Here is a 14,991-nt window from a genome sequence, read left to right on the forward strand (position 1 = left end):
CCCCGCGGGGCCTAGTCTAGCGGGCCGGCCGCGCAAGAAAAGCCGGTACGTGATCGCCCAGTCCGATCGGCGCGCTGTCATCGCGTTCGCGACGACGTTCGGGCCGGCGGTCGTGGCTGCGGCTCGGACGCTCGGCGCGCGGCTCGCGATGATGTTCACGCTCCGGGCGGCGCTCGCGGGCTGGCCGCGGCGGCCGGGTCTCGCGCGCGACTGGCGCTTCGACCTGTTGCTCGATCGGCCGCTCGTCACGCGGCTTGCGCTCACGACGGGGCGAGCGCGCGCGCTCGCCGCTGCCGGACTTCGCGCCACGGCCTCGCCCGCGGCGCTTGCGACCGTCCGACGGCTCGAACTCGAGGGTATCCATGCCGGGCACCTCCACCCGCGGGATCGCGCTGCCGATCAGCTTCTCGATGGCATCGACCAGGGCGCCGTCGTCGGGTGAGGCCAGCGTGAAGGAATGGCCGGTCTTGCCGGCGCGGCCGGTGCGGCCGATGCGATGGACATAGTCTTCCGGAGAGAACGGCACGTCGAAATTGAAGACATGGCTCATATCGACGATATCGAGGCCGCGGGCGGCGACGTCGGAGGCGACGAGGATCTGGATCTCGCCCTGCTTGAACTTCTCCAAGGTCTCCATCCGGGCCGGCTGGCTCATGTCGCCATGCAAGGCACCGGCATTGAAGCCATGCTTCTTGAGCGAGCCCTGCAGGACCGCGACATCCCGCTTGCGGTTGCAGAACACGATTGCATTCTTGACGTCCTGCTCGCGGATCAGCCGGCGCAGCGCCTCGCGCTTGTCCTCCTCCGCCACGACCGCGAGGCCCTGGACAATGTTCTTGGCGGTGGAGGCGGGCGGCGTCACCGTTACCTCACGCGGATTGCTGAGGAAGCGGTCGGCCAGTCGCTTGATCTCGGGCGGCATGGTGGCCGAGAAGAACAGCGTCTGGCGGAGCGGCGGCAGGAGACCGACGATGCGCTCGACATCGGGGATGAATCCCATGTCGAGCATACGGTCGGCCTCGTCGATCACCAGCACCTTGACGTCGTTCAGCAGGACCTTGCCGCGCTCGAAATGGTCGAGCAGACGGCCCGGCGTGGCGATCAGCACGTCGACACCACGCTCCAGCGCCCGCTCCTGGTCCTCGAAGCTCACGCCGCCGATCAGAAGCGCCATGTTGAGCTTGTTGTACTTGCCGTACATGTCGAAGTTCTCGGCGACCTGGGCGGCAAGCTCGCGCGTCGGCTCCAGGATCAGCGAGCGCGGCATGCGCGCCTTGGCGCGGCCCTGCGCCAGGATGTCGATCATCGGCAGCACGAAGGAGGCGGTTTTGCCGGTGCCCGTCTGGGCACATCCGAGGACGTCGCGGCCCATCAGGACGATGGGTATGGCCTTTTCCTGGATTGGCGTGGGCGTCGCATAGCCCTTTTCGCTGACTGCCTGCAATACCGGGGAGCTCAGCCCCAAACTCTCAAAACTCATTTAGTTTCCGTAACTTGGCCCACATCCGATGGGCTCGGGGGACGGTCTTCTCGTGTCCCTGAAGGGGAGGCCCGCGAACCGGGCCGGACCGCCGGCGGCCTTCATATGAGGCCTGGCCCCGCGGAAGTCAATGCAGGCGCCCTGCGCGGCAGACGCGCAGCCCCGTGTTCAGGGCTTCAATTCGACCTCGATGAACACGAACTCGAAATCGTTGGGATTGATGACGTCGTGCTCGACCCCGGTCTGGCGGCTGTACGAGATACCCGCCCTGAGAGGGGCCGGCACAGTCGCCTTGCCGTCGAAGATGTGGAGCTCGCCGGTCGTGATCGGCACGACGACATAGTCGTGCATGTGCCTGTGCCAGCCAGTATGACCGCCCGGCGGAAAGCGCCATTCGGTGACGATCACGCGGTCGTTCTCGACCTGAATGGTGGGCTTGGCGAGCGGGCGTTGCTTGTCGGTCATGTCCGAAGCTAGCGCGATGCAGCCGCCCTTGTCTCGCCCGGCATGATAGGCTCGCGTTTCCCGAGTTGGAGATTTGTCATGGCCCGCGACACGATCCCGATCTGGAACCGCAATCAAGCCGACGAAGACGCGATGGGCGCGGCACACGCGCCGATCTGGCGGCGCATGATCGACCTCGGCGCGCCCTCCGATCTTCGACAGTCGACCGTGCTCGACTACGGCTGCAACCAGGGCGGCTTCCTGCGCCTGCTCTACGACCGCCATCCGTTCAGGTCCGCGGTCGGCATCGACATCGCCCGCGAATCCGTGGCGCGCGCCGAGCTGCTCAAGGGTCATCGGCCGATCGAGTACAAGGTGGGCGATCAGGCGACGGCGCTGGGCCAGACCTTCGACCTCGCCTTCAGCCACGAGGTGATCTATCTCCTGCCCGATCCGGCCGCCCATGCGCGCGACATCAAGGCGGCGCTGCGACCGGGCGGTGCCTACGTGGCGGCCATGGGCTGCCACACCGATTCGAGCCTGTGGCCCCGCTGGCGCGCCCTGATCGCCGAAAGTTCGTCGATCCCGATCTACGATCATTCGCTCGAGGACGTGTCGAAGGCCTTCACGGAGACCGGCTTCAGCGTCTCCGTGCGCCCGCTGGCGCTCGACGCCTTCATGCCCTTCACGACCGGCAGCGCTTATTTCCCCAAGGTCATGGACCAGCTCCGCTACTACACCAGCGACAAGGTGCTGTTCCGGTTCGTCAGGGTACCTTGAAGGATCCTTGTCCTATCGCGCTCCCAGCTTGCGCAATGTCCGGTCGATCCAGAGAGCGGCCAGCTTTTCCTGCGCGCTGTTCTGGTGCAGGCGCTGACGCAGGCAGGTGAAGTCGACCCGGTCGAGCTCCTGGTCCTGGTTGAAGCAGGAGAAGACCACCGTCTCCTTGCCCGTCTGGGGATCCTTGTGGAGCTGCAGGCACTGGGCGCAGATCTCCTTCATCATGCATTGCATGGGGGAGTTGATCGACCCTATTGCACGATGGTCGGGCTTGAGGTGCGGCTTCAGCACCGAGTGCCGCGCGAGCCGCACGGCGTTCATCATCCCGTCCGAGCCGATGGCGATCAGCCGGTCGGCGTCGTTGAACGGGATCGGCTGATCGCCGAGCTCGCCGGCCGCGTATTTGCGCATCGCCTCGACGATATTGTCGACCACCGCCTTGTCCTGCGGTCGCGACGGCTCGAACCCCGGCGCCTCGTCGCAGCACCAGACCACGACATCGGCCGCCGCCTCGATCTCCTCGACTTTGTAGCGGTCGATCACGCGCTTGTAGCCCGCGAAATAGAGCACCTTGCTGCCCGCGCGCCGGAACGCCTGGCCGATGGAGAACAGCACGGCGTTGCCGAGCCCGCCGCCTGCCAGCACGACCGTCTCGTCGGGCTCGATCTCGGTCGGCGTGCCCGTCGGGCCCATCACGATCACCGGCTCGCCGGGCTCCAGGAGCGCGCAGAGGTCTGACGAGCCGCCCATCTCGAGCGCGATCAGCGACAGCAGGCCCTTCTCCTTGTCGACCCAGGCACCCGTGAGCGCCAGACCCTCCATGGTGAGAAGGGTGCCCTCGACCCTCTTCGCGCGCGCTTCGTAGTTCTGCAGGCGATAGAACTGGCCCGGCTCGAAGGTCTTGGCCGCGGCCGGCGCCTCGACCACGACCTCGACGATCGTAGGAGTCAGGCGATCCACACGCACCACGCGCGCCCGCCATTCGCGGTTCGCCTCGGCCAGGATATCGGCCGGCGAGCGCCGGGGCGCCGGCAGCCGCGCCATCATGCGCGTCAGGATCGGGTAGCCCTGCTTGGCGCCGCCCATCGCCTTCACGACGTTGCCGGCGAACGAGGGATGCAGGTCGCCGAAGAACGACATGAAGCGGCCGTCGCCGTGGCGATACATTAGCACGTGGACATCGTCGGGCTTGGCGACGCGCTCCGGCGTCACGGGCTCGCCCTCCTCGTCCAGTGCGCGGAAATACTTGCCATCGATGAAGGCGTGCGCGGCATCCTCGCGGGCCAGCACCGTGTTGGGCTGCGTGCCCGCCGCCACCAGGATGGTGCGTGCGGGCAGGACGGCCGTCACCTTCTCGCCCGCCTGCTGGCCTTCCAGGCGAATCGCCTTGGCATGCCCGTTGGCATCGATCTCGACGGCAACCGGCGAAAGCCCCTCGGCGAAGCGGATATCCTCCTCCAGCGCCTTCAGCACCTCTTCGTGGTTGAGCGTATAGGACGGCGAATCGATCAGGCGACGGCGATAGGCAATGGTGACGCCGCCCCAGCCATTCACCAGCCTGGCGATTTCGGGTGCCCGGCCTTCCTTCGCCGCGGCCTCGCGCTCGGCCCGGATCGCCTGCGCGTGAGCGATGAACTCGTCGGCGATCTCGCGCTCCTCGTCGCTCCAGCCGGCCCGCACGGTGGCCTCGCCGCGCTCGGCGACCAGCGTCTCGTGGCGCGACAGGAACTTCTCCACCTGCAGCGGATAGTAGGCGAGCGACTCGGTTGCGGTGTCGATCGCGGTCAGGCCGCCGCCGATCACCACGACCGGCAGGCGCACCTGCAGGTTGGCGATCGACTCCTTCTTGGCCGCGCCGGTGAGCTGCAGCGCCATCAGGAAGTCGGACGCCGCGCGCACGCCGCGCGCGAGGCCGTTCGGCATGTCGAGCACGGTGGGCTTACCGGCGCCGGCGCAGAGCGCGATATGGTCGAAGCCCATGGTGAAGGCTCTTTCGACCGTCACCGTGCCGCCGAAGCGCACGCCGCCGAACATCGAGAACTGATGGCGGCGTTCCAGCAGGAGCCGGACCATCTTCAGGAAGTTCTTGTCCCAGCGGACGGTGATGCCGTACTCGGCGACGCCGCCGAAGCCGGCCATGGCGCGGTCGCCGAGATCCTCGCGCAGGTCGGCGACGTCCTTTACCGCGTCGAACGGCACGCGCTTGCCGTCGGCCTCGACTCCCGACTGCTTGGCGGGCAGGGGCTCGATCTTGAGGCCGTCGATGGCAACCACGGTGTGGCCGTCGTTCATCAGATGATGCGCGAGATTGAAGCCAGCCGGGCCCAAGCCGACCACCAGCACGCTGCGCCCGGTGGCGGGGCGTGGAATCGGGCGGCGCAGGTTGAGCGGGTTCCAGCGCGTGAGCAGCGAGTAGATCTCGAAGCCCCAGGGCAGGCCCAGCACGTCCTTGAGCGTGCGGGTCTCGATCTGCGGGATGTCGACCGGCTCCTGCTTCTGGTAGATGCAGGCCTTCATGCAGTCGTTGCAGATGCGGTGCCCTGTCGCCGCGACCAACGGATTGTCGATCATCGCCACGGCCAGCGCGCCGAGCGAGAAACCCTCGCTCTTGAGGAGGTTCATCTCCGAGATCTTCTCCTCGAGCGGGCAGCCGGCGAGCGTGACGCCGAACGGCGACTTCTGGAACTTCGCCGTCTTGCGGTCCTTCAGCCCCTTGGAGCAACTGTCCTTGCCCTGGTTGTGGCACCAGATGCAGTAGTTGGCGTGATCGAGCGCCCGCACGAGACCGAAGCCTCCATCGGTGAGCGCAAAGCCTTCGCGGTGGCGCAGCAGCGGGCGCGGCAGCTTCAGACGCGTGACGCCATCCACCACCTCGGTCTCGACCGGCACCAGATGCTCGAAATCGAGCTTGTGCGGCACCTTGAACAGAGGTCCGTCGCGATGGCGCCGCTTGCCTTCGGGATTGTGCAAGGCCCAGGCGGCATAACGCGTCAGCGCCTCGACCTCGGGCGTCGGTGTCTCGACCTTGAACTCCGCACCGATCAGATCGCGCACGGCGAGCGCGAAGGCGAGATCCCAGGCCTCCAGCCCGTCCTCGAGCTTCGCCCCCACCTTGATCGCCTTCGTCACCGCGGCGCCATCGAGCGCCGCGGCGACATCGGGCTTGATGGCGCGCGTCACGTAACGCTGCACGAACAGCCGCTTGCAATCGTAGAGCGGCGCCAGCGTGATGTGACGGGCACGTAGCGCCGATGCGTCGGACGCGACGCCAAACAGCTCCGCCACGAAATCCTCGAGCGACCGCGCAAGCTCGATCAGGAGGTTCGACTCCTCCTTCGCGGCAAGCGTATCGGGCGTTGTGCGCGCCGCCATCAGGCGGGCATGGACATCGACATCGACCTCCTTCAGCCAGGCGACGAATGCCGCATCGAGTCGGGCGAGGCCGTCGCGCTCATAGAGATCTTCGAAGCCCAGCCCGTGAGCGAGCGAGGGACCGAACCGAGGCGCCGTCATTGTCGAAATATCCGGATGCAGGGAGGGGTGATTTGTTCGTACACGAACCGATTAGCCAAGGAGCCTGAAGAGCGCAAGGTGGCGTTGATTCGCGACATTAATGCCTGATGACGAGGCGTTGCGCTTCCCCCATGGTCCGGCCGCCATGAAGACCGTTCCCACCGCCGTGCGCAACTGGCTGATCGTCGTTGCCGCGATGATTTTGGTCATGATCACGCTCGGTGCGCTGACGCGACTGACCGAGTCGGGCCTGTCGATGGTCGAATGGCATCCCATCACCGGCGTGATCCCGCCATTCAGCGAGCAGGCGTGGCAGGCGGAGCTGAAGGAATATCTTTCCTCGCCGCAGGGGAGATTGGTGAATCCTGATTTCAACGTCGCGCAATTCAAGCAAATCTTCTGGCTGGAATTCATCCATCGCCTGTGGGGGCGGCTGATCGGTCTCGCCGTCGCGCTGCCGCTCGCCTGGTTCTGGCTGCGCGGGCGCCTGTCGCCCGGCCTGAAGCTGCGGCTCGTCAGCCTCCTCGTGCTGGGCGGCCTGCAGGGTGCGCTGGGCTGGGCAATGGTGGCGTCGGGGCTGGTCGACCGGCCCTCGGTCAGCCACTACCGGCTGGCGGCACACCTCCTGGCGGCGGTGGCGCTCTATGCCTACACGGTCTGGCTGGTGCTCGAACTCAGCCCGGGCGAAGTCCGCCGCAACGACCGCGGGACGCGGCGCGCAGCCACGGGGCTGATGGTCTTTGTCTTCGTCGTGATGACCTTCGGTGCGCTCATGGCTGGCCTGCGCGCCGGCCTCATGCACAACACCTTCCCCACCATGTCGGGATACTGGATCCCGCCCGGCATGTTCGACAGCTCGCCATGGTGGATCAACATCTTCGACAACGGCACGACAGTGCAGTTCATCCATCGCTGGCTCGCCAAGCTCCTCGCGCTCGGCGTGCTGATAATGGCGTGGCGGGTGCGACGGCCCGAAGCCTATGCCGCGGGCGCCATGGTCGTGGTGCAGTTCTGCCTCGGCGTCGCCACGATTCTGAGCGGCGTGGAGATCGCGGTGGCGGCCATCCATCAGGCCGGCGCCGTCCTGCTGTTGACCACACTGATCGTCGTTCGCCACCGGGCGATGCCTTCTCCCAGCCGTCCGCTGTCGGTTATTGTCCGAGGATGAGCGGCCCTCACGACAAGCCGGCCAATCGCACAGGCTCCGCGCGCCCTTCCCGCCTGCCGCTGGGCGTGCTGGGCGTCGCCGTTGCCCTCGGCGCGCTTGCCGTCGCCACGATCGAGGCGCCCTCCTCGCCCGGGCCCAGGGAAGAGAAGCCGGCGTCCGCCGCAAAGGATGGTGCCGCACCGCCCGCGCCACCGGCCTTCGGTCACGACTTCGCCCTGCCGGCACCACCCGACGCGCCACCACCACCGACGGCGGCGGAATTCGAGCGGACAACTCCTGCAGCAGGCGCTGCCAAGTCCGCCGCTGGAGCGCCGCCGCCGAGCAGCCCGGCATCGCTGCCGATCGAGCTGTTGCGCAAGCAGGCCGAGGCGCACGATCTGCCGTCGATGGTGGAGATGTCGCGCCGCCTTATCCTCGGCATCGGCATCGCCAAGGATCCTCAGGCCGGCGCCGGCTGGATGCTGCATGCGGCCGAGCTCGGCTCCTCCGACGCGGCCTTCGACGTCGGCGTGATGTACGAGAACGGCTTCGTCGTCGAGCGGGACTCCAGCCGGGCCGCCCAATGGTATCGCCGCGCGGCGGAGAAAGGCCTTCCGGCCGCCGAGCACAATCTCGCCCTGATGCTGCGCGAAGGCAAAGGCGCGGCGCGCGACGGAACGGAGGCGATCAAGCTGCTGCTTGCCGCCGCCCACCAGGGCATGACCGCGTCGATGTTCGCGCTGGGCGACATCTATGAGAAGGGTGACGTGGCGACCAAGGACAACGCCGCCGCCGTCGCCTGGTTCACCTTGGCGGCGCAGTTCGAGCGACGCAGCCACGACGGCAAGGAGACGCCGCTCGCCAAGAATGCGGCACGCCGGGCGCAGGATCTCCAGCGGGTCATGACGCCGGCCGAGCTGCAACGCGCCGCGGAGTTGGGGCAACGCGAGATCCGCGAGATCGTCGAAGCGACGTCGCCGCAGCGCCGGGCGCCGGGCCAGTTGCCGGCACCGGCCTTGCCGCCGCCGGAATCCTCCACGCCTTCCGACCAGGATATCGGGTGGCCGGGCCAGGCGGCCGACCAGGTGCGCGCGATCCAGCAGGCCCTGCTCGACCTCAAGCTGCTGCACGACAAGCCGGACGGCGTCCTGGGGCCGGTGACGCGCAACGCCATTCGCACGTTCCAGCGCGGCGTCGGGCTTGCCGAGACAGGAGAGCCGTCGAAGGACCTCTACATCGCCCTGAAGCGCGCCGTAGCCAAGCCTTAGAGATGGCTTCATAGAAGTCAGCGCAAGTGGCCGACATGGCGCCACCATGGTGCTGGCAAGTCATTCGCCGCGCGTTCGGCCGCGGCGACCGTATCATAGAGCGCGAAGCAGGTGGCGCCGCTGCCGCTCATGGCGGCGTAGCGCACGCCCCGCGTCCCGCGCAGCGCCACCAGAACCTCTCCCACGACCGGTTGGATCGCGACCGCCGCCTCGGTGAGGTCGTTGCCGCGCACGGCCAATGCCGCCACGAGGCCCGCCAGGTCCGACCACGGCCGGTCGATCGGCCGTGGTGGCGAGAAATCGCCGCGCCGTGCGGCAAAGACCTGGGGCGTCGACAGCGCAACGCCGGGATTAACCAGCACCAGGCCGCAACTCGGCAGCGACGGTGCGGGCTCCAGCTTCTCGCCAACCCCGCTTGCCAGGCAGGCGCGCTGTCCGAGGCACATCGGCACGTCCGCGCCCAGTCGCGCGGCGAGTGCCGACAGTGTGGCACTCGGCAGGCCGAGCCGCCACAGCCGGCAGAGGCCGCGCAGCGCCGCAGCGGCATCGGCCGAGCCGCCGCCCAGGCCGGCGGCCGCTGGAATTCGCTTGACGAGCCGGAACGCGGCGCCAGCCTTTTCGCCCGACTCGCCGGCCAGCAGACGTGCCGCCCTCAGCACGAGATTGTCGTCGCCCGTCGGCAGATCGGCGGCGCCCAGCCCTTCGACAACGAGCGACAGACCGTCCGCAGGCGCGATGCGCAACGTGTCGCCGAGATCGGCGAAGGCGACCAGGGAGTGCAGCAGATGATAGCCGTCGTCGCGACGGCCGACGACATTCAGCCAGAGATTGACCTTCGCCCGAGCGGTCTCGACCTCGCCCCCCGGCTCCATCGCAGCCGATCAACCGCCCTGGTTCTTTTCGGCGGCCTTCTCGTAGACGGTCGGCTTGTCGTTGGAGGCATTGAGGCCGTTGGCGAGCTTGTCCTGCAGGATCGGCAGACGATCCTTGTCGGGGTTCTGGTTGAGGGCGCGCTGCCACTCGAACCGTGCCTCGCGATGGCGGCCGACATGCCAGTAGGCGTCGCCCAGATGCTCGACGACGGTCGCGTCGTCGCCCTTCTGCTCGCTCGCCCGCTCGAGCCACTTCACGGCTTCATCGTACTGGCCGAGGCGGTAATAGGCCCAGCCCACCGAATCGGTGATGGCGCCGTCGTCGGGCCTGAGCTCGGTCGCCCGCTTCAGCATCTTCATGCCTTCGTCGAGATGCATGCCCTGGTCGATCCAGGTGTAGCCGAGATAGTTCAGCACATAAGGCTGGTCGGGCGAGAGCTCGAGCGCCTTCTTCATGTCGGCTTCGGCGCGCGGCCATTGCTTGATCCGCTCCAGGCAGATCCCGCGCCCGAAATAGACCGGCCAGTACTTCTCGTCGGGCTTCTTGATCCGCAGGATCGCCATGTCGTAGGCGGCGACCGCATCCTTGTAGCGCTCCTTGCTGCGCAGGAGGTCGGCCAGCGTGAGGGCGGCATCGATGCGTTCCGGCTTCTCGGCCGCCATTTCGCGCAGGCGGCGCACCGCCTCGTCGAGATGCCCTTCCTGCGCGTCGAGCGTGGCGGTACGCAGCCTCGCCTGCCAGTAAAGCGGCGAATGGGGGCCGATCTTGCCGAGCGCAGCGATCGCCTTGGCGTCCTTGCCGAACTGCTCGTCGATGCCCGCGATCATCAGCCAGGCGAAATCGAGGTCGGGCTTCAGCTCGACGGCGAGCTGCTCGAAGATCAGGGCGAGATCGGTCCTCTGGTTGCGCTGATCGGACCCCAGGATGCCGCCGATATCGAACATGATCTCGGCGATGCCGGTGGCGGGGGTCGGTGGCTTGGGTGCGGGGGCGTTGGCCGCCAGCAGTCCATCCATGACGACGGAGTCGCCATACTTCTCGGCGTAGGATTGAAGCAGCGCATGCGCATCGGCGCCCTTGCCCAGACGACGCAGCCCCTCGGCGGTCGCAACGGCGATGCGCAGGCCGCTGGGGTCGAGATCGGCGGCGCGCCGGTACTTTGCTTCGGCCGCGGCACGATCGCCGGCCAGCTCGTCGATCTGTGCCCGGATGACGAGCGAGGGCGCTTCGGAACGATCGCCCTCCTGGGGTTTCAGCCGCGCGAGGATCTCGCGGGCAGCGGCGAAATCCTTCTCGCCCGCTTTCAGCCAGGCGACGACGAAGTCTCGCAACGGCCCGAGCTGGTTCTCCGCGCCGATATGGCCGAGCTGCTGCTCGGCCTTCCGGTACTCGCCGCGCTTCACCTGGTCGACGGTCAGCACAAGATTGGCGAAGCCGTCGCCGGGCCTGGTGGCCAGCACCTTGGGCGCGAGGCGCACCGAGGTCTCGAAGTCGCCGGCATACACATGCAGGCGAAAGGCAGCGTAAACCAGCGTCGGATCGTTCGGCGCCTCGGCCAGCGCATGATCGAGCTGCTGCGCCCCGATCTCATAGTCGTGATCTTCCTCGGCCACACGCGCAGCGAGATAACGGCCGGCGACGGAGATCGCCTCGGGCGGAAGCGGCCGCTGCGGCAGCGTGAGCGATGTCCGCCCCTTGCCGGCAGCCCCGTTCGGCTCGGCATGGCTGGACATGGGCAGCACGAGCAGCAGGGCTGTGGAGAGCAGCGCGAGGGGGGTGGAACGCATGCCTGTCACATATTGGGATAGTTGGGGCCGCCGCCGCCTTCCGGCACCGTCCAGTCGATGTTCTGTGCCGGGTCCTTGATATCGCACGTCTTGCAATGGACGCAGTTCTGCGCGTTGATCTGGAACCGGGGCTGGCCGTTGTCGGCAGTGACGACTTCGTAGACGCCAGCCGGACAATAGCGCTGCGCCGGCTCGGCGTAGAGCGGCAAATTGACCGCGATCGGGATCGACGGGTCGCGCAAGCGCAGGTGGACCGGCTGGTCCTCCTCATGGTTGGTGTTCGACAGGAACACCGAGGAGAGCTTGTCGAAGGAGATCACGCCGTCCGGCTTCGGATACTGGATCGGCTGGAACTCGGCCGCCGGCCGCAGGCATTCGTGGTCGGCCTTGTGATGGCGCAACGTCCAGGGCAGGCGGATGCCGAGATCGTGCATCCACATATCGAAGCCGCCGTAGAGCGTGCCCATGACCGAGCCCCATCTCAGGGCCGGTTTCACGTTGCGCACCTTGTCGAGGTCCTTCCAGACCCATGAAGCCTTGAGCTTCACGGGATACGCAATCAGCTCGTCGCCGCCCGTCTTGCCGCCGGCCAGGGCCTCGAATGCCGCCTCGGCCGCCAGCATGCCGCTCTTGATCGCATTGTGGCTGCCCTTGATGCGCGGCACGTTGACGAAGCCCGCCGAGCAGCCGATCAGGGCGCCGCCGGGGAAGGTGAGCTTGGGCACGGACTGCACGCCGCCTTCGTTGATGGCGCGCGAGCCGTAGACCAGCCGCTTGCCGCCCTGCAGGTATTTGGCGACCTCCGGGTGCGTCTTGAAGCGCTGGAACTCGTCGAACGGCGAGAGATATGGGTTTTCGTAGGACAGATGGACGACGAATCCGATCGCCACCAGGTTGTCGCCGAAATGGTACATGAAGGAGCCGCCCTGGCTGCCCGTCTCCGACAGCGGCCAGCCCTGCGAGTGGACGACCAGTCCCTTCTTGAACCGGGCGGGATCGACCTGCCACAGCTCCTTGAGCCCGATGCCGAACTTCTGCGGATCGACTCCGGCGCGCAGGTCGAACTGGTTCATGATCATCTTGGAAAGCGAGCCGCGCGCGCCTTCGGCGATCAGCGTGTACTTGGCATGCAGCTCCATGCCGGGCGTGTAGCTGTCCTTGTGATGGCCGTCCCTGGCGATGCCCATGTCGCCGGTCGCCACGCCCTTCACCGAGCCGTCCTCGGCGTAGAGCACCTCGGCTGCGGCAAAGCCCGGGTAGATCTCGACACCCAGTGCCTCGGCCTGCTGCGCGAGCCAGCGGCACACCTCGCCCAGGCTGACGATGTAGTTGCCGTGATTGTTCATGAGCCGCGGCAGCATGACGTTGGGAAAGCGGAACGAGCCCGTCTTCGTGAGCCACAGGAACTGGTCGTCGCTCACCTGGGTCTCGATCGGCGCACCCTTCTCCTTCCAGTCGGGAATGAGCTCGTTGAGGCCGATCGGATCGATCACCGCGCCAGACAGGATGTGGGCGCCGATCTCGGAACCCTTCTCCAGCACGCAGACCGACACGTCATGATTGCGCTCGGCCGCGAGCTGCTTCAGCCGGATCGCCGCCGACAGCCCGGCCGGGCCGCCGCCGACGATCACCACGTCATATTCCATCGACTCGCGTGCCATTCCCGTCTCGCTCTGCAGTGCCTTTTCCAGATGGACGCAGCCGAGACCGGCGGCAATCCTTTCGCGGTAAATAGCCTGTCGGGGGCTGGATCGCTACCTGCTGAAAGGGGCATTCCCATGGCCGAGTTGACTGAAATCGAGAGCAAAATCTTCACGGCCAGCGATTTCCGGCTGGAAAACGGGCAAACCCTGCCTCTTCTCGAGCTCGCCTACGAGACCTATGGCACCCTCGCGCCTCAGCGCGACAACGCCATCCTGGTCGTCCATGGCTACACTTCGAGCCATCACGCCGCCGGCCGCAATGCCCGCGGCAAGGCCGGTCGTGGCGTCGCCGAAGGGTCGCCGGGCTGGTTCGACGCGCTGATCGGGCCGGGCAAGGCGGTCGACACGGATCGCCATTTCGTGATCGCCGTGAATGCGCTCGGATCCGCCCACGGCAGCACCGGGCCCAACACGACCGATCCACGGACCCGAAAGCCGTATGGACCGACCTTTCCCGACATCACGCTGCGCGACATGGTGGCGAGCCAGAAGCTGCTGGTCGATTCGTTCGGCATCCCGCGACTCGTCGCGGTGATCGGCCCGTCGATGGGCGGGTTCCAGTCGTTCCAATGGGCGGCGTCCTATCCCGGCTTCATGAAGGCGGTCGTCCCGTCCGTGACAGCGCCGCGCGCGCCGTCCGGCATCGACCGGCTGGAGGCGCTGCGGAAAAGGCTGGCCAGCGACCCCAACTGGAACGGCGGCTGGTACTATGAGAACGGCGGCATCACCGCGACGCTGGAGCAGATCCGCTTCGAAACGCTGATGAGCTATGGCCAGAACGAGATCCTGGCCAAGACCGTGCCCGATCCCAAGGCGCGGGAAGCGGCGATCCGGGCCAATGCCAGAGCCTGGGCGCAGGTCTACGACGGCCATTCGATGCTGGTGCTGCGCAAGGCGATCGGCACCTTCGACATCACGGACCAGTATGACAAGCTCAAGAAGGCCAGGGTGCTCTACGTCCAGTCGCCGACCGACAAGCTGTTCGACATCGGGCTGAGCCCGGGCTACGTCATGGACATGCGCAAGGCTGGCGTCGACGTTACCTATGTGGAGCTGCCCTCGAACAAGGGCCATATGGCAAGCCATGCCGATGCGCCGCTATGGGCGCCGATCCTGGGCGCATTCCTGAAGAGCCTGTGATGGCCGAAATGGCGATCGCGACCGAAGATCTCGTTGCATTGCTGCGCTGGTACATCGATCAGGGTGTCGACGAGGCCATCGACGAGGAGCAGGTCGATCGTTTCGCCGTGCCTCCACCCGCTCCCGCCGCGCCCGCTGCCGCTGCGGCGAGGGCATCGTCGACACGTCCAGCGGCACCGACGCCGCCGAGATCGCCCGTGCCGTCGCCGGTGACGCGTGCTCCTGTGCCGATCGAATCGCCACAGCTCGTCGAGGATGCGCGGGCGCTCGCCGAAAGCTGCAACACGCTCGCCGAGCTGGAAGCGGCTGTACGGGCTTTCGAGGGCTGCGCGCTGAAGCGGACCGCGAAGAATACCGTGTTCGCCGACGGCACGCCGGGGGCGCCCGTGATGATCGTGGGCGAGGCGCCGGGCGGCGACGAGGATCGGCTGGGCAAGCCCTTCGTGGGGGTGAGCGGCCAGCTCATGGACCGCATGATGGCGGCGATCGGCCTCACGCGCGATGGCGGCTTCTACATCACCAACATCCTGTTCTGGCGGCCGCCCGGCAACCGCACGCCGACCGTCGCCGAGCAGGCGATGTGCCTCGCCTTCACGCGGCGCCACATCGAGCTCGCTCGGCCGAAGGTCCTGATCCTGGCCGGCGGAACGTCGGTCAAGGCCGTGCTCGACACCACCGAAGGCATCACGCGCATGCGCGGCAAGTGGGTGAGCTATCGGCTCGGAGACGGCACCGAGCTTCCCACCATGCCGACCTTCCACCCCGCCTACCTGCTGCGCACGCCCGCCAGCAAGCGCCTGAGCTGGCTGGACCTGCTCGCCGTCGACAAGAAGCTGAAAGAGCTCACCGCCTGAAC

General features: G+C 67.1%; 11 protein-coding genes. 5 read left to right on the forward strand and 6 right to left on the reverse strand.

Annotated elements, in window-relative coordinates; all coding sequences use genetic code 11:
* Positions 1-16: 16 nt before the first annotated feature.
* Together OJF58_RS04735 and OJF58_RS04740 are read right to left on the reverse strand one after the other, a co-directional pair.
* Positions 17-1,480, reverse strand: a complete 1,464-nt coding sequence (locus tag OJF58_RS04735) for a DEAD/DEAH box helicase (RefSeq protein ID WP_300782033.1) — start codon at positions 1,478-1,480, stop codon at positions 17-19.
* A gap of 168 nt (positions 1,481-1,648) precedes the next feature.
* Positions 1,649-1,945, reverse strand: a complete 297-nt coding sequence (locus OJF58_RS04740; RefSeq protein WP_300782035.1) for a cupin domain-containing protein — start codon at positions 1,943-1,945, stop codon at positions 1,649-1,651.
* Positions 1,946-2,023: 78 nt separating this feature from the next.
* Here OJF58_RS04740 and OJF58_RS04745 point away from each other — a divergent pair, with 78 nt between their 5' ends.
* Positions 2,024-2,704, forward strand: coding sequence for a class I SAM-dependent methyltransferase (locus tag OJF58_RS04745; protein WP_300782037.1), 681 nt, complete (start codon positions 2,024-2,026; stop codon positions 2,702-2,704).
* A gap of 12 nt (positions 2,705-2,716) precedes the next feature.
* Here OJF58_RS04745 and OJF58_RS04750 read toward each other — a convergent pair whose 3' ends face one another.
* Positions 2,717-6,217 carry an FAD-dependent oxidoreductase gene (locus tag OJF58_RS04750; protein ID WP_300782039.1) on the reverse strand — a complete coding sequence of 1,167 codons (3,501 nt, stop codon included), beginning with the start codon at positions 6,215-6,217 and terminating at the stop codon, positions 2,717-2,719.
* A gap of 100 nt (positions 6,218-6,317) precedes the next feature.
* Here OJF58_RS04750 and OJF58_RS04755 point away from each other — a divergent pair, with 100 nt between their 5' ends.
* On the forward strand, positions 6,318-7,385 hold the full coding sequence (locus tag OJF58_RS04755; RefSeq protein WP_300782042.1) for a COX15/CtaA family protein: 1,068 nt from the start codon (positions 6,318-6,320) through the stop codon (positions 7,383-7,385).
* A complete protein-coding gene (locus tag OJF58_RS04760) occupies positions 7,382-8,632 on the forward strand; it encodes an SEL1-like repeat protein (protein WP_300782044.1) in 1,251 nt (416 codons plus the stop codon). The genes OJF58_RS04755 and OJF58_RS04760 overlap by 4 nt, the downstream gene beginning before the upstream one ends.
* A 17-nt stretch (positions 8,633-8,649) precedes the next feature.
* Here OJF58_RS04760 and OJF58_RS04765 read toward each other — a convergent pair whose 3' ends face one another.
* From OJF58_RS04765 to OJF58_RS04775, 3 genes are read right to left on the reverse strand one after another with little or no spacing between them, the layout of a single operon-like run.
* Positions 8,650-9,504 carry a 4-(cytidine 5'-diphospho)-2-C-methyl-D-erythritol kinase gene (locus OJF58_RS04765; protein WP_300782046.1) on the reverse strand — a complete coding sequence of 285 codons (855 nt, stop codon included), beginning with the start codon at positions 9,502-9,504 and terminating at the stop codon, positions 8,650-8,652.
* A gap of 9 nt (positions 9,505-9,513) precedes the next feature.
* Positions 9,514-11,292 (reverse strand): tetratricopeptide repeat protein, encoded by a 1,779-nt coding sequence (locus OJF58_RS04770; protein WP_300782048.1) that lies wholly within the window; start codon positions 11,290-11,292, stop codon positions 9,514-9,516.
* Between the two features lie 5 nt (positions 11,293-11,297).
* Positions 11,298-12,953, reverse strand: coding sequence for an electron transfer flavoprotein-ubiquinone oxidoreductase (locus OJF58_RS04775; RefSeq protein WP_300782050.1), 1,656 nt, complete (start codon positions 12,951-12,953; stop codon positions 11,298-11,300).
* 117 nt (positions 12,954-13,070) lie between these two features.
* Here OJF58_RS04775 and OJF58_RS04780 point away from each other — a divergent pair, with 117 nt between their 5' ends.
* Complete coding sequence (locus tag OJF58_RS04780; RefSeq protein WP_300782052.1) at positions 13,071-14,135, forward strand: alpha/beta fold hydrolase; 1,065 nt, start codon at positions 13,071-13,073, stop codon at positions 14,133-14,135.
* Entirely contained in the window at positions 14,135-14,989 is an 855-nt protein-coding gene (locus OJF58_RS04785; protein ID WP_300782054.1) for a uracil-DNA glycosylase, read from the forward strand. The genes OJF58_RS04780 and OJF58_RS04785 overlap by 1 nt, the downstream gene beginning before the upstream one ends.
* The last annotated feature ends 2 nt before the right edge of the window (positions 14,990-14,991 follow it).

This window comes from Enhydrobacter sp. (genome assembly GCF_030246845.1).
In the GTDB taxonomy this organism is placed as follows: domain Bacteria; phylum Pseudomonadota; class Alphaproteobacteria; order Reyranellales; family Reyranellaceae; genus Reyranella.

Coding starts and splice junctions, on each gene's coding strand:
- OJF58_RS04750 (WP_300782039.1), bottom strand. CDS start 6,217: ATGACGGCGCCTCGGTTCGGTCCCTCGCTCGCTCACGGGCTGGGCTTC.
- OJF58_RS04735 (WP_300782033.1), bottom strand. CDS start 1,480: ATGAGTTTTGAGAGTTTGGGGCTGAGCTCCCCGGTATTGCAGGCAGTC.
- OJF58_RS04770 (WP_300782048.1), bottom strand. CDS start 11,292: ATGCGTTCCACCCCCCTCGCGCTGCTCTCCACAGCCCTGCTGCTCGTG.
- OJF58_RS04785 (WP_300782054.1), top strand. CDS start 14,135: ATGGCCGAAATGGCGATCGCGACCGAAGATCTCGTTGCATTGCTGCGC.
- OJF58_RS04780 (WP_300782052.1), top strand. CDS start 13,071: ATGGCCGAGTTGACTGAAATCGAGAGCAAAATCTTCACGGCCAGCGAT.
- OJF58_RS04745 (WP_300782037.1), top strand. CDS start 2,024: ATGGCCCGCGACACGATCCCGATCTGGAACCGCAATCAAGCCGACGAA.
- OJF58_RS04740 (WP_300782035.1), bottom strand. CDS start 1,945: ATGACCGACAAGCAACGCCCGCTCGCCAAGCCCACCATTCAGGTCGAG.
- OJF58_RS04755 (WP_300782042.1), top strand. CDS start 6,318: ATGCCTGATGACGAGGCGTTGCGCTTCCCCCATGGTCCGGCCGCCATG.
- OJF58_RS04775 (WP_300782050.1), bottom strand. CDS start 12,953: ATGGCACGCGAGTCGATGGAATATGACGTGGTGATCGTCGGCGGCGGC.
- OJF58_RS04765 (WP_300782046.1), bottom strand. CDS start 9,504: ATGGAGCCGGGGGGCGAGGTCGAGACCGCTCGGGCGAAGGTCAATCTC.
- OJF58_RS04760 (WP_300782044.1), top strand. CDS start 7,382: ATGAGCGGCCCTCACGACAAGCCGGCCAATCGCACAGGCTCCGCGCGC.